The 25620-nt window shown below is 61.2% G+C and carries 24 protein-coding genes and 1 tRNA gene; 7 read left to right on the forward strand and 18 right to left on the reverse strand.

Annotated elements, in window-relative coordinates:
* The first annotated feature begins 13 nt into the window (after positions 1-13).
* A complete protein-coding gene (gene corA, locus VLY20_10335) occupies positions 14-982 on the forward strand; it encodes a magnesium/cobalt transporter CorA (protein ID HUK57043.1) in 969 nt (322 codons plus the stop codon).
* Here the strand turns inward: corA and VLY20_10340 are convergent.
* The 9 genes from VLY20_10340 to ndk all read right to left on the reverse strand — a co-directional run bounded on the left by VLY20_10340 (position 979) and on the right by ndk (position 9683).
* Positions 979-1788: a transporter gene (locus VLY20_10340; GenBank protein HUK57044.1), complete on the reverse strand. Its 810-nt coding sequence runs from the start codon at positions 1786-1788 to the stop codon at positions 979-981. The genes corA and VLY20_10340 overlap by 4 nt on opposite strands.
* 106 nt (positions 1789-1894) lie before the next feature.
* On the reverse strand, positions 1895-2785 hold the full coding sequence (locus VLY20_10345) for a hypothetical protein (protein ID HUK57045.1): 891 nt from the start codon (positions 2783-2785) through the stop codon (positions 1895-1897).
* 133 nt (positions 2786-2918) lie between these two features.
* Positions 2919-2993 (reverse strand) — tRNA-Gly (locus tag VLY20_10350).
* 49 nt (positions 2994-3042) lie between these two features.
* A complete protein-coding gene (gene tyrS / locus VLY20_10355; GenBank protein ID HUK57046.1) occupies positions 3043-4215 on the reverse strand; it encodes a tyrosine--tRNA ligase in 1173 nt (390 codons plus the stop codon).
* A complete protein-coding gene (gene lpdA / locus VLY20_10360) occupies positions 4212-5627 on the reverse strand; it encodes a dihydrolipoyl dehydrogenase (protein HUK57047.1) in 1416 nt (471 codons plus the stop codon). The genes tyrS and lpdA overlap by 4 nt, the downstream gene beginning before the upstream one ends.
* A gap of 6 nt (positions 5628-5633) precedes the next feature.
* The gene (gcvH, locus tag VLY20_10365; protein ID HUK57048.1) at positions 5634-6020 is read right to left on the reverse strand and encodes a glycine cleavage system protein GcvH; all 387 of its coding nucleotides are present in this window, start codon (positions 6018-6020) and stop codon (positions 5634-5636) included.
* A gap of 181 nt (positions 6021-6201) precedes the next feature.
* The gene (gene bamD / locus VLY20_10370) at positions 6202-7569 is read right to left on the reverse strand and encodes an outer membrane protein assembly factor BamD (protein HUK57049.1); all 1368 of its coding nucleotides are present in this window, start codon (positions 7567-7569) and stop codon (positions 6202-6204) included.
* Between the two features lie 39 nt (positions 7570-7608).
* Positions 7609-9054 (reverse strand): FAD-dependent oxidoreductase, encoded by a 1446-nt coding sequence (locus VLY20_10375; GenBank protein HUK57050.1) that lies wholly within the window; start codon positions 9052-9054, stop codon positions 7609-7611.
* Between the two features lie 212 nt (positions 9055-9266).
* Entirely contained in the window at positions 9267-9683 is a 417-nt protein-coding gene (gene ndk, locus VLY20_10380) for a nucleoside-diphosphate kinase (GenBank protein HUK57051.1), read from the reverse strand.
* A 193-nt stretch (positions 9684-9876) separates the two neighbouring features.
* Between ndk and VLY20_10385 the strand changes: the two genes are divergently transcribed.
* The 6 genes from VLY20_10385 to VLY20_10410 all read left to right on the forward strand — a co-directional run bounded on the left by VLY20_10385 (position 9877) and on the right by VLY20_10410 (position 14612).
* Complete coding sequence (locus tag VLY20_10385) at positions 9877-10695, forward strand: M14 family metallocarboxypeptidase (GenBank protein ID HUK57052.1); 819 nt, start codon at positions 9877-9879, stop codon at positions 10693-10695.
* Complete coding sequence (locus VLY20_10390) at positions 10683-11201, forward strand: DUF4416 family protein (GenBank protein HUK57053.1); 519 nt, start codon at positions 10683-10685, stop codon at positions 11199-11201. The genes VLY20_10385 and VLY20_10390 overlap by 13 nt, the downstream gene beginning before the upstream one ends.
* A gap of 48 nt (positions 11202-11249) precedes the next feature.
* A complete protein-coding gene (locus VLY20_10395) occupies positions 11250-11987 on the forward strand; it encodes a thioredoxin domain-containing protein (GenBank protein ID HUK57054.1) in 738 nt (245 codons plus the stop codon).
* Complete coding sequence (locus VLY20_10400) at positions 11941-12411, forward strand: vitamin K epoxide reductase family protein (protein HUK57055.1); 471 nt, start codon at positions 11941-11943, stop codon at positions 12409-12411. Before VLY20_10395 ends, VLY20_10400 begins: the two co-directional genes overlap by 47 nt.
* A 69-nt stretch (positions 12412-12480) precedes the next feature.
* The gene (locus VLY20_10405) at positions 12481-12960 is read left to right on the forward strand and encodes a peptidylprolyl isomerase (protein ID HUK57056.1); all 480 of its coding nucleotides are present in this window, start codon (positions 12481-12483) and stop codon (positions 12958-12960) included.
* An 11-nt stretch (positions 12961-12971) separates the two neighbouring features.
* Positions 12972-14612, forward strand: coding sequence for a SagB/ThcOx family dehydrogenase (locus tag VLY20_10410; GenBank protein HUK57057.1), 1641 nt, complete (start codon positions 12972-12974; stop codon positions 14610-14612).
* Between the two features lie 30 nt (positions 14613-14642).
* Here the strand turns inward: VLY20_10410 and VLY20_10415 are convergent, their stop codons facing one another.
* From VLY20_10415 to mazG, 9 genes are all read right to left on the reverse strand, one after another.
* Entirely contained in the window at positions 14643-15380 is a 738-nt protein-coding gene (locus tag VLY20_10415) for an SDR family oxidoreductase (protein ID HUK57058.1), read from the reverse strand.
* A gap of 117 nt (positions 15381-15497) precedes the next feature.
* Positions 15498-17696 carry an LPS assembly protein LptD gene (lptD, locus tag VLY20_10420; GenBank protein ID HUK57059.1) on the reverse strand — a complete coding sequence of 733 codons (2199 nt, stop codon included), beginning with the start codon at positions 17694-17696 and terminating at the stop codon, positions 15498-15500.
* Positions 17697-17822: 126 nt separating this feature from the next.
* A complete protein-coding gene (locus VLY20_10425; protein ID HUK57060.1) occupies positions 17823-19130 on the reverse strand; it encodes a folylpolyglutamate synthase/dihydrofolate synthase family protein in 1308 nt (435 codons plus the stop codon).
* A gap of 27 nt (positions 19131-19157) precedes the next feature.
* Complete coding sequence (gene accD, locus VLY20_10430; protein HUK57061.1) at positions 19158-19991, reverse strand: acetyl-CoA carboxylase, carboxyltransferase subunit beta; 834 nt, start codon at positions 19989-19991, stop codon at positions 19158-19160.
* A gap of 11 nt (positions 19992-20002) precedes the next feature.
* Positions 20003-20716 (reverse strand): MBL fold metallo-hydrolase, encoded by a 714-nt coding sequence (locus VLY20_10435; protein HUK57062.1) that lies wholly within the window; start codon positions 20714-20716, stop codon positions 20003-20005.
* A 106-nt stretch (positions 20717-20822) separates the two neighbouring features.
* Positions 20823-23213 carry a S8 family peptidase gene (locus VLY20_10440; GenBank protein HUK57063.1) on the reverse strand — a complete coding sequence of 797 codons (2391 nt, stop codon included), beginning with the start codon at positions 23211-23213 and terminating at the stop codon, positions 20823-20825.
* Between the two features lie 97 nt (positions 23214-23310).
* Positions 23311-24063: a molybdenum cofactor biosynthesis protein MoaE gene (locus tag VLY20_10445; protein HUK57064.1), complete on the reverse strand. Its 753-nt coding sequence runs from the start codon at positions 24061-24063 to the stop codon at positions 23311-23313.
* Between the two features lie 11 nt (positions 24064-24074).
* Entirely contained in the window at positions 24075-24578 is a 504-nt protein-coding gene (gene moaC, locus VLY20_10450; GenBank protein ID HUK57065.1) for a cyclic pyranopterin monophosphate synthase MoaC, read from the reverse strand.
* Between the two features lie 63 nt (positions 24579-24641).
* Positions 24642-25487 (reverse strand): nucleoside triphosphate pyrophosphohydrolase, encoded by an 846-nt coding sequence (gene mazG / locus VLY20_10455; protein ID HUK57066.1) that lies wholly within the window; start codon positions 25485-25487, stop codon positions 24642-24644.
* Positions 25488-25620 lie beyond the last annotated feature (133 nt).

A 25620-nucleotide genomic window follows, 5' to 3' on the forward strand; every position in this document is an offset into this window, starting at 1 on the left:
TTCCGGAGCGACGATGATCCAGATCTTTGCCTTCTCAAAGCAAAACGGTCTCCGGAGAATACCGGAGGCCGAGTCCCTGCCCGGCCTGCTGAAGGACGACGCGGAATCGGTCTGGGTCGATCTGGAGTCGCCGACGGAGGAAGAGACCCTGATCCTGTCCTCCGTCTTTAATTTTCATCCCCTGGCCATCGAGGACTGCGTCGCCGAATCCCACCTTCCCAAACTGGACGACTTCGGCGACTACCTTTTTCTGGTGCTCCACGGAGCCCGGAGCGGCGATGTTCCCGGAACGTTCAAGGCGGTCGAGCTCAATTTCTTCCTGGGAAAACGATTTCTGGTCACCTACCATCAGCAATTGTCCCGCAGCATCATCCGCACGAAGGAGCGCTGTCTTAAGAATTCCCTCACCATGTCGCGGGGAATGGATTTTCTGCTCTACGAGATCCTGGACAGCGCGGTCGACAATTACTTTCCCATCCTGGACGACTTCGACGAGGTGTTGGACGAACTCGAGCGCGAGGTTACGGCCTCTCCCGGCAAGGAAACCCTGAACAGGATATTCACGCTGAAACGGGACGGGATGTCGCTCCGGCGGGTGACCAGTCCGCAGCGGGAGATTCTCAACCGCTTGAGCCGCGACCCGTTCTCGGTGGTCAACAAACGGACGGCCATCTATTTCCGAGATGTGTACGACCATCTCGTTCGGATCAACGACTTGGCCGAATCGTACAAAGACCTCACGACCGGCCTCCTGGAGGCGTACATTTCCATGGTGTCGAACCGCTTGAACGAGATCGTAAAAGTGCTCACGGCGCTCACCGTCGTCTTTATGCCGCTCACGGTCATCACCGGCATCTACGGCATGAACTTTAAGAACATGCCCGAATTGGAATGGCGCTACGGTTACCCCGCCACCATCGGGACCATGGTGGGCATTGTCGTCATGATGTTGTGGTTTTTCCGCAGAAAGAAGTGGATTTAGAATTGATATCGGAATCCCGCCGATAAACTGTAATCCGGACTGGCCGGGGTCAACCCCGTGCTCCAGGTCGCCGTCAGCGCCATGGCGGGGTCCAGATCGTACAGCAATCCGACCAGCGCCGACAGCGGGCCCGCCGAGGTCTTGGCCGAAAGCCGGGACTGAAATTTGGACGTCTTCGGGTACCGGTTCGTCTCGCCCGCCAGTTCGCCGAGCACGTGAACCCGATCGGCCGTCGTCAGGTAGTCGAAGGCCAAGCTGTAGGTGAGGATATCGTTCAAACTCGTGTTGGCCGGATTGCCGATGAAGACATATCCCAAATTCAGATCAACCGTCACGGGGAAGAATTCCTTCGAGGCGATCGCGCGGATTCCCACATCGGGCTCCCCGGTGCATTCCGGGGAAAGGGCCTTGTCCTTGTCGCAACTCGGAAACTTCACGGCCAATTGCCCGGCGATGGAGACCGGATTGGCTTCCCGTCCCTTGATGAATCGGACCTTGGCCTTCAGCGTCAAATCGCCCAGGCCGTCCTCATCCCCCGGGCCCTTCTGATTTCGGAAAATATAAGGAGCGTCCACCGCGAACTCGAGATTGTTGATCAGGCCGTAACTCAGTTCGGTCATGAGGGTATAGGTGGAGAGATCGCTGTTCCAGCGATCGTCCCGCAGACTGATATCCAACCTTGATTTGCCTCGGTCCACCGGGACGGCGGATTCCGTATCGAGATACGGCATCAGCGCAAGAACCGGACGGGATTGAAGGAGAACCAGCAACGTCAACAATCCGAGGGAAAAAACACGCGTGGCCATCTTGCCTCCTCCGAGGATCGGATCGACCCGGATAAAAACTGGCCGCATTCTAATAGGTGCGCGCGACATTGTCAAGGCGCCTCGGCGTCGATCGGGACGGGAACCGTCAGTATTTCCCTCGCCACTTGGCCAACAGCTCCCGCGCGCGTTCCTCTGCGGCCTGATCCTCGACCCGGAATTCCGGACGGGGCGTATCGTGAACCAGGTCCTCGGCCAGCTTCAGCGCCTCGGGCCGAGAGGCGTTGTTCAAATCCCAGAGCGCCTCGGCCAGGTACAGCCGGTTGGCGGAATTGCGAGGGCCGATCTGATTGGCCTTCCGCAAAAATCCGACGGCCTCCTTGGTGGAGGCCCAGCCGGTGAGGAAGGGAATATAGGGTGTCTGATGATAAAGACGGCCCAGGACGCGATACCCTCCTCCTTGCGCGTACGCGGGGTCCATCATGGTCACCGCGGTCGCCAACTCGCGAATTTTCCCGGCGGCGCCTTGTCGGACGGCCTGAAACTTTCCGTACGCCAAGGCCCACATTCCCCAGTCGGCCGACGACCAGAAAAAGCAGCCGATGACGTCGGGAGAATTTTCAAACACGGGGGCCAATTCGACCGGACCGGCTTTGTCGAAGGACTTGCCGGCGCGCCGTGAAGCCTCCTCCCGGATCAACTGAAGCGCCTTTTCCCCGATCGCCCGGCCCTCGCCGAAAATCTTCCGCTTCTCCCCGTTGTCTTCCGTTGCGTACTCCCCCTTGAAGAAGAAGGCCCGCATCAGCCGCCACCGCGCGGCCAGGGATTCCGGATCGGAATCCAGGGCTTCACGATACGCCGCGATCGCCCGATCGACCTCCTTGGAGTCCGCCGTCGAGCCCTTCGCGTCTTGGGCCCGAAGGTCCCAGTGCCGGTCCCCTTCCTCGATCAGGGACGAAGGGGGCGGCGCGGTTCCCTGGGAATAAGCCGGGGCGGATAAAAAAAACGAGGGGATAAGAAAGAAGATGAGGATCTTCATCGACCGTTCCCGACCATCGACCGCCTTATCTTAAGAAAAAGACGACTCTACCATATCATAGAATACAACCGGTGGATACAACGAGGGGCACGGCGTGCCGTGCCCCGCTGAATGGAACAAGAATTATGATAACTGGAGCGGGCGACGGGATTTGAACCCGCGACCAAGAGCTTGGGAAGCTCCTACGCTACCGCTGCGCTACGCCCGCACGCTCGCGATCATTATACACCATCCGGAAAGGCTGTCAAAGGCTTTTGTCACAGGCTCACGGAGACAAAGCGCTTCTTGCCGACCTTGATCTGGTAGGTTTGACCGCGGGCCAGCGTGTGATTCGGATCGGTGATCCGTTGTCCGTCAATATCAACGGCCCCTTGCCCGACCAGACGCCGTGCCTCGCTCTTGCTTTGGACCAATTTTGTTTCAACAAGCACGTGAACGACGTCTGTTTTGACGGAGTCCGAAAGAGCGACGGTGTCCGCAAGGTTTATAACCCTGTCACGTTGTCTGAACTTCTGTTCAAAATCACGTCGGGCTTGATGGGCGTCGTCCTTGGAATGGTATTGAGCCACCAACTCCCCGGCGAGCATCAGCTTCGCCTCCATCGGATGCATCGCGCGGATCGTCTCCAGGTCGTGGTCCGTCAACAGCTCGTAGTAGCGGAGCATGAGCCCGTCGCTGATCGACATGATCTTTCCGAACATCTCGGACGGCGGATCCTCCAGGGCGATGTAATTCCCGTAGCTCTTGCTCATCTTCCGGACCCCGTCGGTGCCTTCGAGCAGCGGCAAGGTCAGGACGACCTGCTCTTCCTGGCCGTAGCGCCGCTGGAGCGTCCTGCCCATCAGAAGGTTGAACTTCTGATCCGTCCCGCCGAGCTCGACGTCGGCCCGCAGCTCGACGGAGTCGTACCCTTGAAGGAGCGGGTAGTAGAACTCCAGAATGCTGATGTCCCGCCGCTCCTGAAATCTTTTGGTAAAATCGTCGCGTTCCAGCATCCGCGCGACGGTCACCTTGGACCCGAGACGCGCGAATTCGATGGAGCTCATCCGGCCCAGCCATTCGCTGTTGAAGCGGACGCGCGTCTTCTCCCGGTCCAGGATCTTGAACACCTGCCGCTCGTAGGTCTTGGCGTTCTCCCGGACATCGTTCTCCGTCAACGGTTTCCGCGCTTCCGTCATACCGGAGGGGTCTCCGATCATGCCGGTGAAGTCCCCGATCAGAAAGATCACGTCATGGCCCAGATCCTGGAACTGTTTCAGCTTGTGCAGCAGCACCGTGTGGCCCAGATGGAGATCGGGGGCGGTCGGATCGAAACCGGCCTTGACCCTCAACGGCCGCCGGAGCTTCAGTTTATCCGCCAGCTCTTTCTCCTGAATGACCTCGACGACCCCGCGGAGAAGAAGCTTCATCGGCGCCTCGGCCGGCTTCATGCCGACCCTTTCCGTCGGGGAAGATGGATCGCGGAACCGTGAACGTCCTCGGCCGCTTCCATCATCGCCTCCGGCAGCGTGGGGTGGGCGTGGATCATCTCGCCGATGTCCGACGCCTTGGCGCCCAGCCGCATCGCGATCGCCGCCTCATGGATCAGGTCCGACGCATGCGGGCCCATAATATGGACGCCCAGGATCCGGTCCGTCCCCTCTTCCGCAATCACCTTCACCAGGCCGACGATCTCATCCATCGTGTGCGCCCGCGCCAGCGCCCGAAACGGATACCGCCCGACGCGGACCTTCAGACCGAGCTCGGCGGCCTCCCATTCCTTGAGGCCGACCGTCCCGATCTCGGGCATTGTGAAAATCCCGGCCGGAACGACGGCGTAATTCATCGAATGGCGGTCGGAACGGGAGACGGCGTTGGCGGCGGCCACCTTCCCCTCCGCCGACGCCGCATGGGCCAGCATGATCCGTCCGACCGCGTCGCCGATGGCGAAGACCCCAGACGCCCGGGTTTCCATTCGATCGTCCACAACAATCTCGCCGCGCTTCCCCAGAACCACCCCGGCCTCTTCCAGACCCAACCCTTCCGTGTTCATCCTCCGTCCGATGGAAACGAGGATCCGCTCGACCGCGATCGTCCGTCCATCGCTCAGCGTCACGACGGCCTGCGCCGGCTCGATCACCGCCTTTTCCACGCGCACCTCCAGATGGAGAGTGATCCCGCGCTTGGTCATCTCCCGCCGGACGAGGGACGAGATTTCCTCGTCCTCGGTGGCCAGGGGCCGGTCTTTCATCTCCACCATCGTCACGGAAACGCCCAGCGCCCGGTACAAGAACGCGAACTCGCATCCCTCGACGCCGGCGCCGACGATGAGGAGGCTCCCGGGAAGGACGCGCGGTTCCAGGGCCTCCTCGCTGGTCATCACCCGTTCGCCGTCGAACGGAAAAACCGGGGGCTTGATCGGTTTGGAGCCGGTTGCGAGAATCACGCCGTCCGCTTCCAGGCGCCGGACCGCCCCGCCGGCCTCGGCCACTTCGACCGCGCGCGGACCGCTCATTCGGCCGCGGCCTTTGATCAGGGCCACGTCCCAGCTCTTCAACAACGAATGAATCCCGCGGACCTGCGTCTGCACGATCCGCTGTTTGCGTTCCAACATCCGGGTGACGTCGTAGTCCGGTTCGCGGACCACGCGCACGCCGAATTCGTCGGCGCGCTTGAGCAGGTCCAGGACCTCGGCGTTGAAGATCAGGGCCTTGCTGGGAATGCAGCCCTTGTTGAGACAGGTCCCGCCGACCTCCTGCTCTTCGACCAGACTCACCTGAGCGCCGAGCTGGGCCGCGCGGACGGCGGCGACGTAGCCGCCCGGACCCGCGCCGATCACCACGATCCGTGGACGGGCTTCCATCGCGCGTCAGTCCGCCTTTTCCTTTAGATACGCGCCGTACTGTCGGGCGTCCATGAGTCGCTTCACCTCCGACGGATCCGACATCCGGATCTTCACGATCCACCCCTTCCCGTAGGGATCCTGATTCACCAGTTCCGGTTTCTCTTTCAGGTCCTCGTTCACCGCCAGGATCTTTCCGCTGACGGGGGTGTAAATCGCCGACGTGGTCTTGGTCGATTCCACTTCGCCGATTTCCTCGCCGGAACGAACCTCGGCGCCGATCTTCGGGAGCTCCAGATACACGACGTCGCCCAGCGCGTCCTGGGCAAAATGGGTGATGCCCAGCTCCGCCGTTTGATTGTCCTCTCGGATCCATTCATGCTCGGTGTGATAACGCAATCCTTCCGGTATCATGTGTCCTCCGTTGTATGTGGGGGCCCTCGAACCCCTGTCGCCCGTGTGGAATCTGCCCAGCGAGCACGCGAGGAGAGGGGGAGGCTCCATCCGGCTTCGCCGGCTTGCACTCGGCGGTTTGCAGCCGATGTGTGAAGGGGGCGACGCGAGCCCCTATAAAATTGATCGACCAAATACTAAATTAGTGACGCCGCCTTGTCAAGGGAGTCTTCGGCGCCTCCGCGGCTTCGGTCAACAGGAGTCCCGCCCCCTGAAAATCGCCGGAATGCGAGACGGCCCACTGCGCTTGCGTCATCGGGACCAGGGCGATTACCCGTTTGGGGTCGCCGATCAAGTCCACCGCCCGATCCAGAACGACCAACGGATTGTCCGGTCCGGAGTCCGCCGAGACGGCGATCCCGAAATAATCGAAGCCGCGCAGTTTTTCCTCCAGAAGATCGATGCCCGAGCGGGCCAAGGCCACGTTCGGCTGCGTGACGGCGGAAGCCGGAACGACGCGGACCCACTCCACGGAGGGATACCGATTTCGAACCGCCTTGATGATTTCGGCCATGTGGCTCAACACCTGGCGGTTTTTCCAGCCGGTCCATTGCCAAAACAGCGGCGTCCAGGCCGATTCCGGCGCGGGGGCTTTCCGGCCCGGCGGGTCGGAGGCCGCGATCAGGCGATCGGGCCGCAGGACTTCGCCGAAATCCAGCAGAAAAGCGGCCCGGGCCGTCGGACTGAAACCCTCCCAGGGACCGATCAACGGATCTTCGTCGATCAGAAAACCGTCCGGGCCCGCCGCCGCGAGATCGAGGTAGAACCGTTCCAGGCGCCCCAGCGTTTCCGGGTTGAAGAAATCCAGGGCATCCGTCGGCTCCAGTCGTTTTCGAACCGGGTCATAGCGGGTATCGCGTTCCGCTCCCGGAGCTTTGAACCAGGGAAGATTCCGTATCGGAATGCGAATCCAAACCCTGTCGCCGCGCCGGTGGACCGACCGCACCGCGTCCCCCGTCGCTTCGCGGATCACCGAGGCCTGGTCCGTCTTGAAATATACCCCGCCGGGGCCGTAACCCTGAAGAACAACCACGCGGGTCCCTTCGGCCGGGACATCCTGCAGGGCCCGGTCCAATCGGCCGACCGCGGCCTGCGGATCCCCGGAAAGGACGACGCCCACATACCGTCGGAAGAATCGTTCTCCTTTTTGCTGACGGAGCATGCCTTTCAGGAAATCGATGCGCAGTTCGGCTTCGTAACGGTGAGCGGAGTTGGGAAAATTCGCGGTGAAGGACAGGTACTCGGCCAACGCGCGGCCGAATTCGTTGGACGATTCATAGGTCTTCCCGATCATCCATTGCGCCTCCTCCAGAAGGGGGGAACCGGGAAAACGGAGGATCACGGATTGAAAAAGTTTCAGGGCCTTCGTGTAGTCCCGCTCCTCGTAGGCCTTCATGCCTTCATCCAAGGCCTCCAGTTGAACCGACGGAATGGGAACGGTGGCTACGGCCGCCGGCCGCGGCGTCACGCAGCCCGCGACGGCCAGACAGACCCAAAAAGCGAGGCCCATCCGAACGAGGTTCCTTGTCGTCAAAATTTTCTTCACCGGTCAGGTATTTTTTGCAACCAGGTTGGCCAGCTCCACCGCCGAGCGGGCCGATTCCAGGGCGGCGGCGGGGCGGCGGCCCCGGTCCGGAATCAGATAGAGATTTTTGAGAGAGGTCAGGTAGTAGCAACCCCCGTCCCGCGTAACCCGCCGGGTGGTCCTGATTTGCTCCGCCAGCTTGACGGGAATCCGGGTCGCGGCCTCCGTTTCCCCGAGGTCGTCTCCCAAAAAGGTCAGGACACCGTCGGAGAACGGCATCAGCCAGGTCAAATGGGCCGTAACCGATTGAACGAGAGTCTCCCGAATTTCATGCCTCGGCCGGTCCGTCTCCGGAAGATACCCGATGACCTGGAGGGCCCGCTGGCCCTTGGGCGCGGCCCATTCTTCCTGCGTCGAATTCATTTGAAGGTACAGAAAATTGTCGGAGAGGGACGGCCGCTGGTACGATCGCAGGAGGAGAAGATGCTCCTTCATGGGGGACGGGACGGCCTGGCCGGCGACGCCGAAGTAAAGGGTAAAGGCCCGTTGAAAGGCGGACGGCTCGGAAACCGAGGGCCAGGGAAGGTTGAGGATCACGGAGGTTCCATGCACGGTCTCGCCGTCGACGGTCCGGACGCCGTCCGGCGATCGGTGGCGGAGGACGATTTCGGCGGCCTGCTGACGATAGACGACCTCGCCGTGGTGCTCCTGGATCACCTTGACCAGCAGCTCGGATAGGCGGGGGATTCCGCCGCTGATCGTGACCATGTCGCGCTGGAGAAGACCGAGCAGATGGACCAGATCCAGTCCGCTCGCCTCCTCCATCGACCGTCCGTTAAAAATCAGGAGGAGCAGCTCCAGCCCGCGTTGAAGGTCCGGCCCCAGCCGATGGGGCCGGAGAAAATCATCCGCGCGCTGGCGGCGAAGGGCTCCGACCATGGAGGAATACCGCATCCGTTCCCGGACGTTGTGGATCCAGTCCCGCGCGGTCGCCGGATGGGCTCGTTGGGCCTGGTGCATCCTCGGACGAATGATCTCCTCGCACCGCTCCACCTCGGACCAGAACGCCTTGAGTTCCTGGGCCTGGTCCGGGAATTCCCTCCGGAGTTCCTCGGCCCATTCTCCCGGGTCCGTGAAGCAATCCAGGCGGTGATCCGGCAGGACCATCTGGAGCGGCGGCTGGGTCTTGCGGAACAGGACGCTCTCTCGCTTGAGCAAGGACAGCGACAGGCCCATCTCGGTAAAAAGACGGTCGTAGAGTCCATCCCGCTCAAATCCCAAAAAAAGGGTCGGTCCGTTGATAAAGGTGTAACCGGCCTTGGTGAGTCGAAAAGAGGCCCCCCCGGCCGTCGGAGCTTCTTCCAGCACGAGGACCTGCTTGCCCCGTTTCGCCAATAAAGCGGCGCAGAGCAGTCCCTCCAGGCCAGCGCCTATGACGATCGCGTCGTACCGTCTGGAGTTGTTCAGCATGACCCTTTAGACCGTGGATTCATTCATCACTTTTTTAGCGCGGCCTCTCATTGACACCGCCGGGAAGGATCAACCCGGCGAGCAAAGCGAGCGAGAGGGGGATGCGGATCGGATGCAAGACGCGGGATGATGGATGCCGGTGAAGAATCGCTTCATCACCCGCATCCTTCATCCAGTATCCAGTCCCCGTAGTCCGGGGTTGACGCGAGCCCCTATGATTGCAGTTCAAGGCCGCTGAAAAAGTACCCGATCTCAAATTGGGCCGATTCCCGGGAATCCGATCCGTGAACCGCATTGTGCTCGATGTCCGCGCCGAAGTCCCGGCGGATCGTCCCCTGGGCGGCCTCTTTCGGATTGGTCGCTCCCATGAGATCGCGGTGGCGTTTAATCACGTCCTCCCCTTCCAGCACCAAGACCACCATCGGCCCCCCCGCCATGAAGCTCGCCAGGCTTTCGAAAAAAGGGCGCTGTCGGTGGACGTGATAGAACCCTTCCGCCTGGGACTTCGTGATGCGCGTCTTTTTCATCGCCACGATTTTGAATCCCTGATGCTCGTACCGCTTGATGATTTCCCCGATCAGTTGACGCGAAACCGCATCCGGTTTGATTATCGCCAATGTCCGTTCCACCACGCCGCCGCTCCTCTTCGTCATCGGATTTTTTTTGAAGACCGAAAAACGATCTATTGTAATAAAATAACCCCGGAATTGCAACGGGTATTCCGGGCGGACTCGGAGTCAATCGTCCCGCCCAAAGAGGCGGGGCGCATCGACTGCAGAGGCGGCAGTTGATTTGCGCCGGGCGCTGTGTTAATTTTAAAACATGAAACGGACCGTCGTGAAGAAAATCCGGGATTACCGCGAGGTGGTTCAGGCCGTCGACCGCGCGGCCCGTGAAATCCCGTCGCTCCGGGCGGTCGAGATGGGCGCGGTGCCGGCGGCACCGAAGCCGTACCCTTTTTATCATCTCACGCTGAAAGGCGCAAAAACCGGAAATCCCAAACCGCGGCCGGTCTACATCGGAGGCGGAATTCACGGGGACGAGCCGGGAGGCGTCTGGGCCGTTCTGGAATTTCTAAAACGCTACCCGGCGCTTCCGGACTTGTATCAGCGATTCGAGTTTACCATCCTGCCGTGCACGAATCCGTTCGGGTATGAACACAACACCCGGGCCAACGCCGCGGGAATCGATTTGAACCGTCAATTCAAGCATCCTTCCCCGCCGACGGAGGTTCAAAATGTCAAGCAGGCGGTCGGCGACCGACCGTTTCTCCTCGCCATGGAGTTTCACGAAGACGTCGATACCCCGGGATTCTACCTCTACGAACTGACGAGGGATGGAGAGCCCTCCTGGGGCCGGGAGATGATCGCGCGGATCGGCGCGAAATATCCGATCAACCGGAATGAAGAGATCGAGGGGATGCCGGCCGTCGAGGGCCTGATCCACCGCGAAAGCGCGGACGACGACTTCCGGAATATGATCGAGCAGCGTCCGGACTGGCCTCAGGCCTTCTACCATTACGCCAACGGCAGCCGTCACGGCTTCACCACCGAGACGCCGGTCCATCTGACCCGGGAGGAGCGCGCCGAAATCCATCTCACCGCCCTCGACGCGGCCCTCCGGAAATTATGGGAATCCTGAAAGCGGCCTCTCCTGTGAAGCTGCTGGTCGGAATGATCGCCGGACGGCCGACGATCTTTGAAGAAGTCCGGCCGTTTCTCACCGCCCGTTTCGGCCCGATCGATCTTGAAAGCCCCGTCTATCCCTGGAACCACACGACTTACTATGAAAAAGAGCTCGGGCCGGATCTGAAACGCCGGTTCTTTTTCTTCAAACGGACGGTCCCGCAGGATTCGCTGCCTGAAATCAAACGATTTACAAACGCGCTGGAAGAACGGTGGCTCCGGGAAACGGACGAAGGAAACCGCCGACAGATCAATCTTGATCCGGGATACATCGCCCCGTCGAAGATCGTGCTGGCGACAACCAAGGACTACTCGCACCGGATCTACCTTCGGGACGGAATCTACGCCGAGGTCACGCTCATCTATCAGGGAAAGAGTTTCGTTCCGCTCCCCCACACGTATCCCGATTTCCGTTCCGAGGAATACATCGCGCTCTTCAACCGGGCCCGGGCGTCGATCTGATTCGCCGGCCGCTTTCCCCCGGAGCCCAAAAATTGTATACTGATGGCCATGGAACCTGCCAACCAACCGCCGACCCGGAACGAACGGTGGAAATCCGAAAAAACGGGATTGCGCCGACCCGGAACCTCCGCGCCGACCGCCCAGCGCGTCGTTCTCTGGGCTTCCGCACTGATCGTTCTCGGGTTGACCGTCTTGATCATCGTGAATTTGTCCCGGCCGCCCCGCGCTCCCTCGTCCCCGGGTTCCCCGGAGCCCGTTGAACTGATGACGACGGACTGGGTGAAGGGACCGGCCGGCGCGAAGACGGTCTTGATCGAGTACAGCGATTTCCAATGTCCCGCCTGCGGGAGCTATCATCCGATCCTCCGGAAGCTTCTCGCCGAATTCGGCGACCGGATGCGGTTCGCCTATCGTCACTTCCCGCTGAAACAACACCCGAATGCCGAACCGGCCGCGCGGGCGGCGGAAGCGGCCGGAAGGCAGGGAAAGTTCTGGGAGATGCACGACCTGCTTTTCGAGGGCCAGTCGACCTGGTCGGACTTGGCCGACGCGGAAGGAATCTTCGACGGTTACGCCCGTCGACTGGGCCTCGACCTGGCGCGGTTCCACGCGGACTTGAATTCGGCCGAGCTTCGGAAGACGATCGAAGAAGACCGACGAAGCGGATCCCGGCTGAACCTGCCGGGCACTCCAAGCTTCTTCCTCAACGGAACGTTGATCTTAAATCCCGAGGGCTATGATGAATTCCGCAAAATTCTTCAGCAGTCCGTCCGGCAAGACCCCTAGCCGGGTTCCCGCCGCGTTCCTGATCCTCAGCTTGATCGGTTTTGCGGACGCGACCTTTCTGACCGTAAAACACTATGCCGGAGGACCGCTGAACTGCTCCATCTTTGAAGGCTGCGAAAAGGTCACGACCGGTCCCTACGCGAGCCTCGTCGGCATCCCGCTGTCCCTTCTGGGCGCGGCGTACTATCTTGCGATCTTTCTGCTCACGATCGCCTATCTGGACACACGACGGGGCGGCATTTTGTATTTTACGGCCGGCATGACCTTCGTCGGGTTCGCGGCATCGGCCTGGTTCGTCTATCTTCAGCTCTTTGTCATCCGCGCCGTCTGCCCGTATTGCATGGTGTCGGCCCTGACCTCGACGGTCCTGTTTATTCTGGGGGGGATCGCGCTTCGATCGCGGACGCCCTCCGAAGGCGGTTGACTCCCGGCGGTTGCTTATGCCAAGTTAGAAGAAACAAAACGCGGAGCCTCCGACAAGAGGACGGACGACATGCGGATCACAAAGCACAAAATCGTGACAATCGATTACACCCTGACCAACGGGAAGGGATCGGTTCTGAACAGCTCCATCGGGGGCGAGCCGTTCACCTACATTCAAGGCATCGGGAGCATCCTCCCCGACCTCGAAGGCGCGCTGGAGGGGAAAAACCCCGGCGACCGGTTCACCGTCCGGATCCCCCCCGAAAAGGGCTACGGGCCGAGAAATGAATCGTTGACGCGGGTCGTCTCAAAAGACCGATTCAAGGGCGTCGAGGAACTCCGCGCCGGCATGCAGTTCGAAGCCCGGACGGAGGACGGGAAACACATGCTGACGATCGTCGGGATCGACGGGAACGACGTGACGATCGACGCCAATCATCCGCTCGCCGGGGAAACCCTGAACTTCGACGTCACGGTCCGCGACGTCCGCGAGGCCACAAACGAGGAGCTCACCCACGGCCACCCCCATGGTCCGGACACGGACCATTAAGGTCCGCTCGAATGCCGGATGATCTGAAACGGGTCCTGGCCTACCATCAAGCCGGCAAACACCGGCTGGACCGGTACGCCCCGGGACCGCACAACCTTGATTGGGGAACGCAGCCCGATCCTTTTCGCCGATATACCGGCGCGCCGTTGATCCGACTGGAGCACGTCCCGCCCGAAGACCTCCCGTTGTACGAGCCCTCCTTTATGGAAGGCCGGCTTCCGGTCCAACCGCTCGATCGGATGAGCGTGTCTCAACTCTTCTATGACAGTCTGGCGATCTCGGCCTGGAAAAAGGCCGGCGACGTGAGCTGGGCGCTCCGCGTCAATCCGTCCAGCGGCAATCTCCATCCCACCGAAGGCTACCTGATCTGCGGTCCGATTTCCGGGCTGTGTGACCGCCCGATGGTCTGTCACTATGCCCCGAAGATCCATGCCCTGGAGCGGCGCGTCGAGTTTTCCCTGGAAAGCTGGAAGGGCCTCACGGCTCGGCTTCCGGAGGATGCGATTCTGGTGGGATTGACCTCGATTCATTGGCGCGAGGCCTGGAAATACGGAGAGCGTGCGTTCCGCTACTGCCAGCACGATGCGGGCCATGCGATCGCCGCTATCAGTCTGGCCGCGGCCGGTCTCGGATGGAAAGCGACGCTGCTGGACGAACTTTCAACCGATTCCCTCGCCGACCTGCTGGGCGTCTTCGATCCTCAAGGCGTCGAGGCGGAGCAGCCCGAATGCCTCCTGGCCGTCTCACCGCAGGGAAAGAGCGGGATCGAGCCGGCGCTTCCTTTAGAGGTGACTGAAAACTTCAAGAGATTTCACTGGCAAGGCCGCCCCAACCGGCTCAGCCCCGGCCATGTTGAGTGGCCGATGATCGAGGAGACGGCGGCCGCGACGCGGAAACCCGTAACCCGTCGCATCGACGGAACGGTCGTGGCGACGGGCGGACTCCCGGAGGGCGAACCGGCGCCGATCTCCTTTCGAAAGATGATCCATCAACGCCGGAGTTGTCTGGCCTTAAACGGGCGGACCGGAATCACGCGGGATGCGCTCTATCACATCCTGATGAAGACCCTTCCGGCGCCCGGACGATTTCCATTCAACACGATCCCGTGGCCGCCCCGCATCCACCTCGCCCTCTTCCTTCACCGCGTGCAGAACCTCGACCCCGGCATCTATTTTCTGGTCCGGGATCCGTCCCGGATGAAGTTGTTATCGTCGGCCATGAAGAAGGAGTTCGCCTGGGAAAAACCCGAAGGCTGCCCGCCGGCCCTTGAGTTCCATCGTCTTTTAACCGGCGACACGAGAGAAATCTCGCAGCAGATCGCCTGCCATCAGGAGATCGCGTCGGACGGCTGCTTCAGCCTCGGCATGATCGCGGATTTCGAAAAGCCGTTGAATGAGTACGGCGCTTGGTTTTATCCGAGACTGTTTTGGGAATCCGGACTGGTCGGCCAGGTGCTCTATCTCGAAGCCGAGTCCCTGGGCCTGCGGGGCACCGGCATCGGCTGTTTCTTCGACGATCCGATGCATTCGTTCCTGGGACTGGAGGGATTTAAATATCAGGACCTGTATCACTTCACGATGGGAGGACACGTCGAAGACCCGCGGCTCACCACCCTTCCGGCCTACCCGTCCACTTCAGGGAATCCGGAATAATCGAACCGGAGCCGATTAGACCCGCCGTGATCAGTAAAGATGCCGTCCGCCGTCCACGCGGATGCATTCGCCCGTGACGAAGTCGGTCTCGATCAAAAAGAGAACCGCCTTCGCGATCTCTTCCGGCCCTCCCCACCGTCCCAGCGGCGTGGCCCGTTGGACCGCGCGGTTCTCCTTGGCCGACAGATCCGGCGGCGGCAGGATCGGCCCCGGCGCGATCGCGTTCACCAGAATCTCCGGCGCAAGTTCCAGGGCCAGCGCCTGGGTCAGACCGACGACGCCCGACTTCGAAACGTAATACGGGAGATACTCTTTATACCGAGGCCGCCCGCTGGCCGCGACCCAATCCGAGAAATGGATGATGCGCCCCTCTCCCCGCCGCCTCATCCACGGCGCGCACCGCAGTGAAAGGAGGTAGGCGCTTTCCAGATTCGCCGCCATGTTTTTTTTCCAGACGCCGGCGTCGAGCGACGCGAGGGACGTCTTTTCGTAGATCGAGGCCAGGTTGACCAGAATATCCAATCCTCCGAAGACCGAGGCCGCTCTCTCGACCGCATGGACGAGGTCGGCCGGCTTTGTCAGATCGGCGCGCAGCGCCAGCCCCCGGACGCCCAGGGCCCGCGTTTCCTCTACCGTCTCTTCGGCGCTGGTCTTCGAGGTCCGGTACGTCATGGCCACATTCGCGCCGTGACGGGCCAGGACCGCGGCGACGACCTGACCGATCCTCGCGCCTCCCGTGATCAATGCCGCTTTGCCGTTCAATTCCACGGACGCCCTCCCCGGGCGACCCAACCGGGCCCGCTTGCATGAAGATTCCGCCACAATACCCAACCGGTCCCCGCGTGTCAAGCAGCCCAAGGCCGACAGGCGAGCGGCATCCCCGCCTTAAAAGACGAACGCCCCCGCACGCGACATATCCGCGGGACGGAGCGTGATCATAAAGTTGTACATACTCCGATCGGGAAGACGCTCATAAGAAATCGCGAGGCCCAGACATTGGCCGATGTATTTCAAACCGTAATCGCTTTCTGTGATGGCCCGGTCCTGGATGTCGTAGTATTCCTTGGCGGACAGGATTACTTTGCCGGGCAACTCGATCTGGGTCTCCGCCGTTAGAAAACGGATCAGAGGGGCCGGAAGGTCGTACCAAAAGTCCGGATTTACCGGTCCGAGGGGATTGAAGGGATCCCCGCGCGGGGTCAACGCCCCGTCGCGGGTGTAGCGCTGCCCGACCTTGATCGTCCAGGGACGCGAAACTTGAAGCTGAAGATCGGTGTCGAACGAAACCGTTTTGTGCCGGTAGAGATCGTAGAAGGTGTCCATGTCCACGCTCGTTCCGGTCCACGGCCGGAAAATGGACTCCGATCGGACGTTGGACAACGGACGCGACGGGCCGGGGTCCGCGATCAGACGCCGGGCGTGGATATCATAGGTCTGCGTGAGCTTCCAGAAGATCCATTCCCAGGAGGACGGCTTTTCAGGATGGGTATGGTCCTCCGAGGCCAGCCGGTTCGTCAACGAATACGTCACATCGTTCTTTCGGGGCAGTTGATCGATATCGTCGAAATGGGGCAGCCGGGTTTGATCCACGAAGGGAACGTATTCATAGACCACGGACGGCTCGATGGAATGAACGAACTGACGGGGACCGGAGGATTCGAACATTTTATAGACCCGGGTGTTGGCTCCCATGTCCAGGACCTCGACGCCTCTCACCGTCGGCGAATCGGACTCCAGGTCGCGGCTGTACCAGGTTTCCCGGAAACCGGCGCGCGGGGTCAGGACGAGGCCGTCGAGATTGATGCGCGTCCATACACGCGGAAAAAGGTCGAGGCGCTGGGCGCGGATCAATCCGGCCGCTTCGTCTTCCCGCGCCCGCCAGAAGTTGTCGGCCGTCGCGTCCAATCCCACATAAAAGGGCGAATCGCCCAGCCGGTATTCCCGAAGCGTATAACCCAGCTCGGGAAGCTCCTGCAGCGTGGTGTCGCTGGCCGTCACCAGGTCCCGCGTCATCCGGGCCAGCAGGTAGAGCTCTTGGTTGTCCCAGCGCCGGAAGATGACGAAGGTCGATTCCATGCTCTGCTGGACCCGGTCCGCCGTCGTGGCGCTGAGGTCCCGCAGCTGGTTGATGTCGCTGATCATGTGAACGTCCAGCCGGGCCTGGAAATCGGTCGAGAAGCGCTGGACGTGTTGAAAGTCCGTCTCGGTCCGTTTGCTTTCGGTGATATGGTCGTCGAAGATGCTGTAGTGCAGCTCCCCTTCGGACTCCCGGCTGAGCTTGTAGCGGTATTCGAGGCCCAACCCGGTCCCCCGGATGCTTCGGAAATCCACCGAAAGGGTCATGTCCTGGCTGGGACTGATGGCCCAGTAGAAGGCCTGATTCACCCCCAATCCGTCCGTGCTGTTGTAGCCGAACCGGGTCGGCAGGAAACCGCTTTGGCGATCCGTGCCGACCGGAAAAGACAGATAAGGCGTGTACAGGACCGGGACGTCTTTGATATAGAGGATCACATTATGGGCCACCAGGTATTGGCCCGTATCCACGCGGGCGGCATTCCCGCGGAATCGCCAGAGCGGAGCTTCCCCGTCCTGCGTGTCGCACGAGGTGAGGGACCAGGCCTTCAATTCATAATGGCCCTCCCCCACCTTGTCCATGGTGACCGCGTTGATATGATAATTATCCTTTTTGACGAAGAGCTGCCCCGGCACGGCCGTGCCGTTTTTGCTGTTGAGATTGTAATCGAGCCGGTCCCCGGAAACGACGTTGTCGCCGTCGCGCAAAACCGCATGACCGGTGGCCTTGACCTGCCCGCTTCCATGGTCTAGGGTGACATGATCGGCCGTCAGATGGGTGGTCCCTTGAACCACATTGACGGAGCCGTCCGCGATATACAGATCCGAGTCCTTGAGGTACTGGACCTGATCGGCCGTGATCTCGATCGGCTGATCGCTTTTTTTCGAAGCGTCCCTGGACGAGGGGACCAATTGGGCGATTCCCGACCATGACGGCGGGGATACGAAGAGGACCAACGACAAGGCGGACACCGCGCCGATTGCTCGAACCCACCGCGGGCCGCCCGTCATTTCAAAGGCCCCGAACCGGTTTTCGGACGGATCGCGCCATGGCGGAGCCGCCGCGGCACGCCCCCTTCGGGGACTTCCGGCACGATATATCCTGGATGTGGATTCCAAGCCCCCGGCCCCAACACGCTACCCCCTCAAAGCGGTCGGTTGCGGCAATCCCTTCAGATACGATCGCGCCTCGCCCATCGTGAAGAGGGATCCGGCCACGCAGATCAAATCGCCGGCGGCCGCCACGGACTGCGCGTATCGTACGGCCTCTTCAACGGGCTCCCGCACGGTCGAACGGACCGCAAAGGAATCCACACGTCGCTTCAAATCGGCCGTCGTTTCCGCCCGGTCATACCCGGGCCGGGTCAGGACCACCTCATCCGCCAGCGGGACCAGTTCGGCCAGGATGCGGTCGATATCCTTGTCGCGCAGAATTCCCAGGACCAGAATCAGCCGGGCGGGCCGCGCCGGGCGGGACTCTTCCAAAAATGTCCGAAGGACCCGGGCACCGGCGGGATTGTGCGCTCCGTCCAAAAGCACGGCCGCGCCGGCCGGACTTGGACGAATCATTTCCATTCGCCCCTCCCACCGAACGGTCGAGAGCCCGCGGCGAACGGCGGCTTCGCCGATCGGAACGCCGTGGGTTTCCAGCAATTCCAGGGCGGCCAGGGCGCAGGCGGCGTTGGACAGTTGATGCCTTCCCAGGAGCGCAAAGTTCAGATCGGCATACGACCCGCGAAGGCCCCGATACCGAAACCGCTGCGGCGACGGTCCTTCCACGCGGATCTCGGCGCCCACCCGGTACAACGGCGCCCCCTGCTCGCGGCAGACGGTGCGGACCACCTCCAACGCCTCCGGACCATCCGTCGCGGTCACCACCGGAACGCCGGGTTTGACGATCCCGGCTTTTTCGAACGCGATCTGTTCCAGCGTATTCCCCAAATAGGCCTGGTGATCAAAATCGACGTTCGTGATCACCGAGACCAGCGGCGTCAGCACATTCGTGGCGTCGTAGCGCCCGCCCATCCCGACTTCCGCCACCACCCAATCCACCGAGAGGTCCGCAAAATGAAGAAACGCCATCGCCGTCGTGAACTCGAAGAAGGTGACCGGAAGCTCCCCCGCGGCGGCGCGAACGCGCTCCGTCAACCGGGCGACCTGCTCGGGAGAGACCGGAGTCCCGTCGACGCGGATCCGCTCGGTGAAATCGATCAGGTGGGGCGACGTGTAGAGGCCCGTGCGGCGACCGGCGGCCTGAAGGACCATCGCGATCGCGGCCGCGGTCGAACCCTTGCCGTTGGTCCCGGCGACGTGAACGGATCGGAAACGGGTATGGGGTTCTCCCAGCGCGGCCATCAGACGGCGAATGTTGTCCAAGCCCAGCTTGATGCCGTGCCATTTCAGGTTGTAGAGATAGTCGATCGCTCTTGTGTAGGATGGGGTCATGGTCTGTCGTCGGACCGGGCGCGGGCGTCACGCGCTGAAAAATGTCAGAAGCTTGGCCAGGGTCTGTTTCAGCTTTTTTCGTTCCAGGATCAGATCGATCATCCCGTGATCCAGCAGAAACTCGGATCGCTGAAAGCCTTCGGGCAGCTGCTGTTTGATCGTCTGTTCGATCACGCGGGCGCCGGCAAATCCGATCAGGGCCTTGGGCTCCGCGATCACGATGTCGCCCAGCATCGCGAAGCTGGCCGTGACGCCGCCGAAGGTCGGGTCGGCCAGAATCGAAAAAAAAGGGATCCTCGCTTCCGCCAGCCGGGCCATCGCGGCGGAGGTTTTGGCCATCTGCATCAGCGAGAGAATGCCTTCCTGCATCCGCGCGCCGCCGGAAGAGCTCACGAGGATCAGGGGCCAGCGCCGGTCGACCGCTTTTTCGGCGGCGCGCAGAATTTTTTCACCCACGACGGAGCCCATGCTGCCGCCCATGAAGGAAAAGTTGAACACTCCCAGAACAACCGGAAGATGATTGATCGTTCCCTCGCCGATCACCATCGCCTCCCGTTGATGGGTCTTGTCCTGGGCCGTCTTGAGCCGGTCCCGGTACCGCACCGAGTCTTTGAAATTCAGGGGGTCCATCGGCGAAAGGCCGGCGTCCCATTCCTTGAAGCTCCCCTCGTCCAGCATCAGGGTGATCCGTTCGCCGATCGAGATGGGAAAATGATAATTGCATTTGGGACAGACCCTGGCGTTTTTCTCGATCTCCTTCCGGTAGACGACCTCTTTGCAGCTGTCGCACTTGAGCCAAAGCCCCTCCGGGATCTTAAGCCGCTTTCCCTCGCCCGACTTGTCTTTTTTGAACCAGGCCATCGTGGCTCCGTCTAGACTCCAAAAATATCCCCGTCCTTCAACAAGCGGACGTTGGGAATGCGGAGCGCGTTGATCTCCGCCGTCGGCGGGCCGAGGTATTGGGGCTTCATGTGATAGACGTACAACGGGATGTCCGGTTTTCCGATCTTGGCGAATTCCCGCGCGAGGAGGCGGGGCGTCAGATGCCCGCTTAAGATCGCCAGATCATGGAGTTCGTCCGGAAACGAGGTCTCGATCAGGACCGCCTTGAGATCGGCCGTCGAGGCCGCCACTTCCCAGATCCGCGTGGTTTCATGGGTATCGCCGCCGTAGAGCATCGCCCCGTTCTTATCCTGAAGGATGAAGCCGACGGTGGGAACACTATGGTTTACGCGCACCGCAATCACCTGCAACTCGCCGACCCTCCGGCGATCCTCCTCCCGAAGTCCGGACAATCGAAAGACGGGCCGATCGCGGCTCGGACGTTTGATAAAGTCCGGCCAGACCGTCTCGTTTAAAAAACGATCGTGGAGACCGGCCAGGATCTCGTCCAGGCTATGAATATGCGACAGGAGCTGCCGGATCTCCGTCCATTCATCGATGCCCGGGGAGATCGGGAACGTGCCGGCATCGATGACGACGGATCGGTTCACCCGAAATTCGGAGTTATGATAGGTCACGGCCCGCCCTTCGGCGTCGTTCGTCGCCAATTCCGCCCCGTAACAGCCCAGCGTCGTGATCTTCATTCCGCGGTTCTTCCTTGAAGTCCAAAACCCTAAGAAAACCGTGTCAGAATACCATATTCCGGATGGACGATCAAGAAAGGGCCCGGTCGGGAAAGGCTCTCCCCGCTCACCCATTCCCGGGAGGAGAAGGCTTGACGACGGCTTCGGAGGGCGAGAACCGCCAACGGACGCCGAAGGAAAAATTCAAGCCGCCCACATCCAGCGCGTCGTCGAATGCATCGGCGCTTTTCACCCTGGCCAGGGCGTACCGGCCTTCGGTGAAAAGAGTAACCCGTTGACGCGCGGGCCATTCCAAGCCGAGGACGGCGTGAAGGCCCAAAAGGTTCTGGGAAAGGTTGTCTTGGATCACCCCGTCGACCTTGCGCGCAACGTGGTAATAGCCGACGCCGCCCCCGACATACCCCTCCAATGTCCCGAAGGGGGAGTGCGGCTTCGGCGTGAGATAGATGGAGGAGTAAAGCTTGGGCGTGACAAGGAGGTAGAACGTTGAAAATTGGATCCGGCCGCAACAAAGGTTCTTCAGGTCCGCATCGCTTTGGATGTGACCGGCCGTCACGGACAGGCTGTCGTTCTCCCGCCACCGCCGGTCGTACTCGATCTCCCCGCTGAATCCGGCCAGGTCGTTCCGGGAAATGAGACCGGAATTGGTATGCAGATAGTCGCTCGGGGCATACCGGTGGTATCCCAGCTTCAGCGCCAGGGAATGAACCGGCTGAAAGGGAAGGTCCCCGTCGGCGGCCGCCGCGGCTTGGGGCCACAGAAGGACCAGAACCAGCGGGCCAGCCGATGCGATGCCGGGGCGGCGGATCGCGGCCCGGCTCCCGGCCGGGCGGATTCCGGATTTCTTCCTCAGCTTTAGAAAGGCGAGCGGCCAGAACAGGACCAGGAGAAACAGAAGGGCCTGAGCCGGTGGAACCGGTTTCGAATCGGCCGGATCCGAACGGGAAGATCGAACGGCACCGATCGGAACACCGCATCCGCCCTTCCCTCCGGTCAAACCCGAACCCGCCGCCCGGAGCAACGCGTTGTTGGCGTTCACCCGGCCTGAGGAAGCGACGCGGCCCTTCAAGGACTCCAAGGGATCGACCGTCAGAAGGATCGTGGCCCGGACCCCCGCCGGCGAAAGGTTCGGATTCTGGGCCAGGAGCATCCCGGCCACACCCGCCACATGCGGAGCCGCCATGGAGGTGCCCGTAATGAAGCCATACAGGGGAAGGATCTTGACGGCGCCCAAACAGCTGATGTGGTTCCGCAGTGTGAAGACCCCGCCTGTCGGCGTGGTGGAATAGATGCAGTCCCCGGGCGCGGCGACGTCGACGGTGTTCTTCCCGAAATTGGATACGGAGGACAAGCGATCGTTCCAATCCGTGGCCGCGACCGAGATCACGTTCGGAAGATCAAAGCTCGCCGGGTAGATCGGAAACGAATCGTTGTTCGAAGAATCGTTGCCGGCCGCGGCGACGAAGACAACCCCGGCCTCGTTGGCGGCGCGGATCGCGTCCTCCTCGCTGGAAGACAGGCCGGGGGCTCCGAAGCTGGCGTTGATCACCCGCGCTCCGTTTTGGATCGCGTAATCGATCGCGCGGATTTCGTTTCCGACCGACCCGCAGCCGTTGGCGTCCAGCATCTTTAACGGCATGATCTGAGCGTTCCACAGAATGCCGGCGATCCCCTGGTTGTTGTTTCCCCGGGCCGCGGCGATTCCGGCCACGTGGGTCCCGTGTCCGTTGTCGTCCATCGGATCGTTGTTTCCCACCGGATCGTCCGCCGTGCAGTCGCAATGGCCCTGCCCGTCCACAGTGCAGGTCTGCGTCCCGATGAAATTCCAACCCTTCCAGTCGTCCACCAAACCGTTGTTATCCTCATCCATGCCGTCGCCCGTCGTGGGATCGAAGGGATGCTTCCACGCGTCCTCTCCCGGATTGGTCCAGATGTTGGGCGAGAGGTCGGGATGGACGTAATCCACGCCGGAATCCAGGACGGCTACAATGATCGGAGTCCCGTCGGGTGCGACGCCCGGATTCCTCCCCCGCGTCAGAAAATAATCCCACGCGTCCGGCGCGTCGATATCGGCGCCGGCCGCGCCCTGAAACGAGGTGATTGGTTTGTTCCCGATCGGTTGGCCCAGCTGGACGGCCTGACCCGTGTTCCGAAGGCCCCATTGCTTGTCAAAAGAGGTATCGTCGGGCGAGACGAAGGCCCGTCGCGTATAATTCGGCTCGGCGTACAGAACGTCCGGATGGCCCCGATAGACGCTGAGCGCCGCATCGACCGAAAGGCCGGGCGGAAGGGACAGGAGCCGGACGCCGGTGAAAGCCGATTCGCTTTTTACGGCCGTCTTCAACCGGGCTCCGAGCCGCTCGATCGTCTCCGTCGGTGTTCCGGGCTTGAATTTCACCAGGATTTCACCCGGAATATACGTGGGCGCGGCCGCTCCGGCCGGAGGGGCCAACGGAATCAAGAAGGCCAACAGGATCAGCAATCGCAACCGCTTCATCTCCTCCTCGCGGGAACGGCCATGCGCCCTCGATCCCATAAAAGAACGTCCATCCCGGCGCAAAAACAAGACGGACGTCATCGCCATCCGCCCCCCTTCAGGGGCGCGGCTCGACCCAGATTTCTCCTTGCGGGGTGGTCTCGCTCTTCCAGATGGGAACGGTCGCTTTCAGTTCATCGATGCACCACCGGCAGGCCCGGAAGGCCTCGTCCCGGTGCTCGGCGGCCGCCAGGATCAAAACGATGTTTCCGCCGATCGGAATCTCTCCCGTCCGATGGACCATGCAGACCTCGATGATCGAAAATTCCTTCAACGCCCGTCGGCGGATCCCGGCCAACGTCTTCTCGGCCAGACCGGCGTAATGATCATAGCTCAGACGGGTAACCGGGCGGTCTTTGGAAAAGTCTCGCGCCGTGCCGACGAACGCCGCGACCGCGCCGATCCGGCTCGAGACGGCCTTGAGCCGGCGGAGTTCATCATCCAACGAAAAATCCTCCGTCTGGATCCGTGTCCACCCCTTCCCGCCGGAGTCGACCCCTTTCGCGTTCTTGGCCGCGGTGGGAACTCGACCCTTGGCCGAACGACGGACCGGCTTGGCCGGACCGCCGCCGGAGAAGGGCGGCATCAGCCCGATCTCGTCTCCGTCCCGGATCAGGGTCTCTTCGGTGGCCATCTCCCGATTGACGGCCACGAGCACCTTGTTTTGCCCGACCCATTCCATCACCTCGGGAATTTCGGACCGCAACCGGCTCCACAACCCTTTTAAAGGCGTCGGCCCGCTCAGCTTCAGATCGATTTCCGGACGGCCCGCCAGATCTTTCAGTTTCGCAAACAACCGGACTTTCACCATACCCGACCCTATTACGCTTTATTTTTCGCTTTCCGTCGGTACGTCCCCGATTTCCCGCCGCTCTTCGATAGCAGCATGATCCCGCCGAAGCTCATCTCCCGATCGATCGCCTTGCACATATCGTAGATGGTCAGGGCCGCGACGCAGACGGCCGTCATCGCTTCCATCTCGACTCCGGTCGGCCCGGTGGCCCTGACCGTGGCCGTAATCCCCACGTTGCAGCGGTGGTCGGAATCCGGATTCGGGTCTTCCTCGAAACGCATTTCCACGGAGGAAAGCAACAACGGATGGCAAAGCGGGATGAGACTTGGAACCTGCTTGGCCGCCATCACGCCGGCCACCTGCGCAACGGCCAGGACGTCCCCCTTGGCCGTTTCTCCTTTCCGGATCCGCCTCAACGTTTCAGGCCTTAAATAAACCTTGCCGGTCGCCGTCGCCGTCCGCTCGGTCTGTGGTTTTCCCCCGATGTTCACCATCCGGGCCCGGCCGCTCTCGTCCCAATGGCTCGATGGCATGCCGCGCCTCCTTTTGTTGGCTGCCCTGGGTCATCATAACCGCTCTCACGCGCGAAGGCAACCTTATCGCTCCCGGATCATGGTTTTCCTACCGGCCTTCTTACCGGACCTTTTCTCGGCCGACTTGGCCTCTTCCCAGAGCCGGTCCATCTCGGCGAGGGTCATCTCCGATAACGGTCGTCGCGTTTTCTCGGCCCTTTGCTCCATAAAATGGAAGCGGTCCACAAAGCGACGATTGGTCTTGCGGAGCGCTTCCTCCGGATCGAGCTTCAAAAAACGGGCCATGTTGACCAGGGCGAAGAAGAGATCCCCTAACTCGTGCCGAATCGACCGGAGCCGTCCTCCTTCAACCGCCTGTTCCAACTCCTTCAATTCCTCGCGCACTTTATTCCAGACCGGCCGCAATTCCCTCCAATCGAATCCGACCCGGGATGCGCGGGTTTGAAGTTGGTAGGCCCGCATCAGGGCCGGCAAGGGTTTCGGAACCCCGTCCAGCACCGATTTTCTTTTGCGATTCCGCTTCTCATTCTGTTTAAGCGCTTCCCAACGGGCCAGCACATCCTTGGCCGTCGCCCGCCGGCCTTTTCGACCGGCGGATCGATCGGGACCGAATACATGCGGATGCCGCCGCGTCATCTTATCGATCGCGGAAGAAAGAACGTCTTCGATCCCGAACTCGCTCCGTTCGCCGGCGATTCGGGAATGAAAGAGGATCTGGAACAGGAGATCCCCCAGCTCCTCCTTCAAGGTTTCGGGATCCTCCTCGTCGATCGCTTCCAGGACTTCGTAGGCTTCCTCGAGAAGAAACGGCTTTAAGCTCTCCCGCGTCTGCTCTAAATCCCAAGGGCAGCCGTTCTCTCCCCGAAGTTTATCCATTACAGCGACCAATTCGTAAAATCGTTTCGACATGGAACGCTTCTCCTCGCACGGGATCCCGGGGTCATTATACCGGCTTTTGCATAAGATGCAAACCTCGATCTTCAGGCCCCGACCGTGTATTGCAAACAACCCGGCATTATGTTACGGTATTCTCGTCGGAATT

This window comes from Nitrospiria bacterium, from assembly GCA_035517655.1.
Taxonomy (GTDB): domain Bacteria; phylum Nitrospirota; class Nitrospiria; order JACQBZ01; family JACQBZ01; genus JACQBZ01.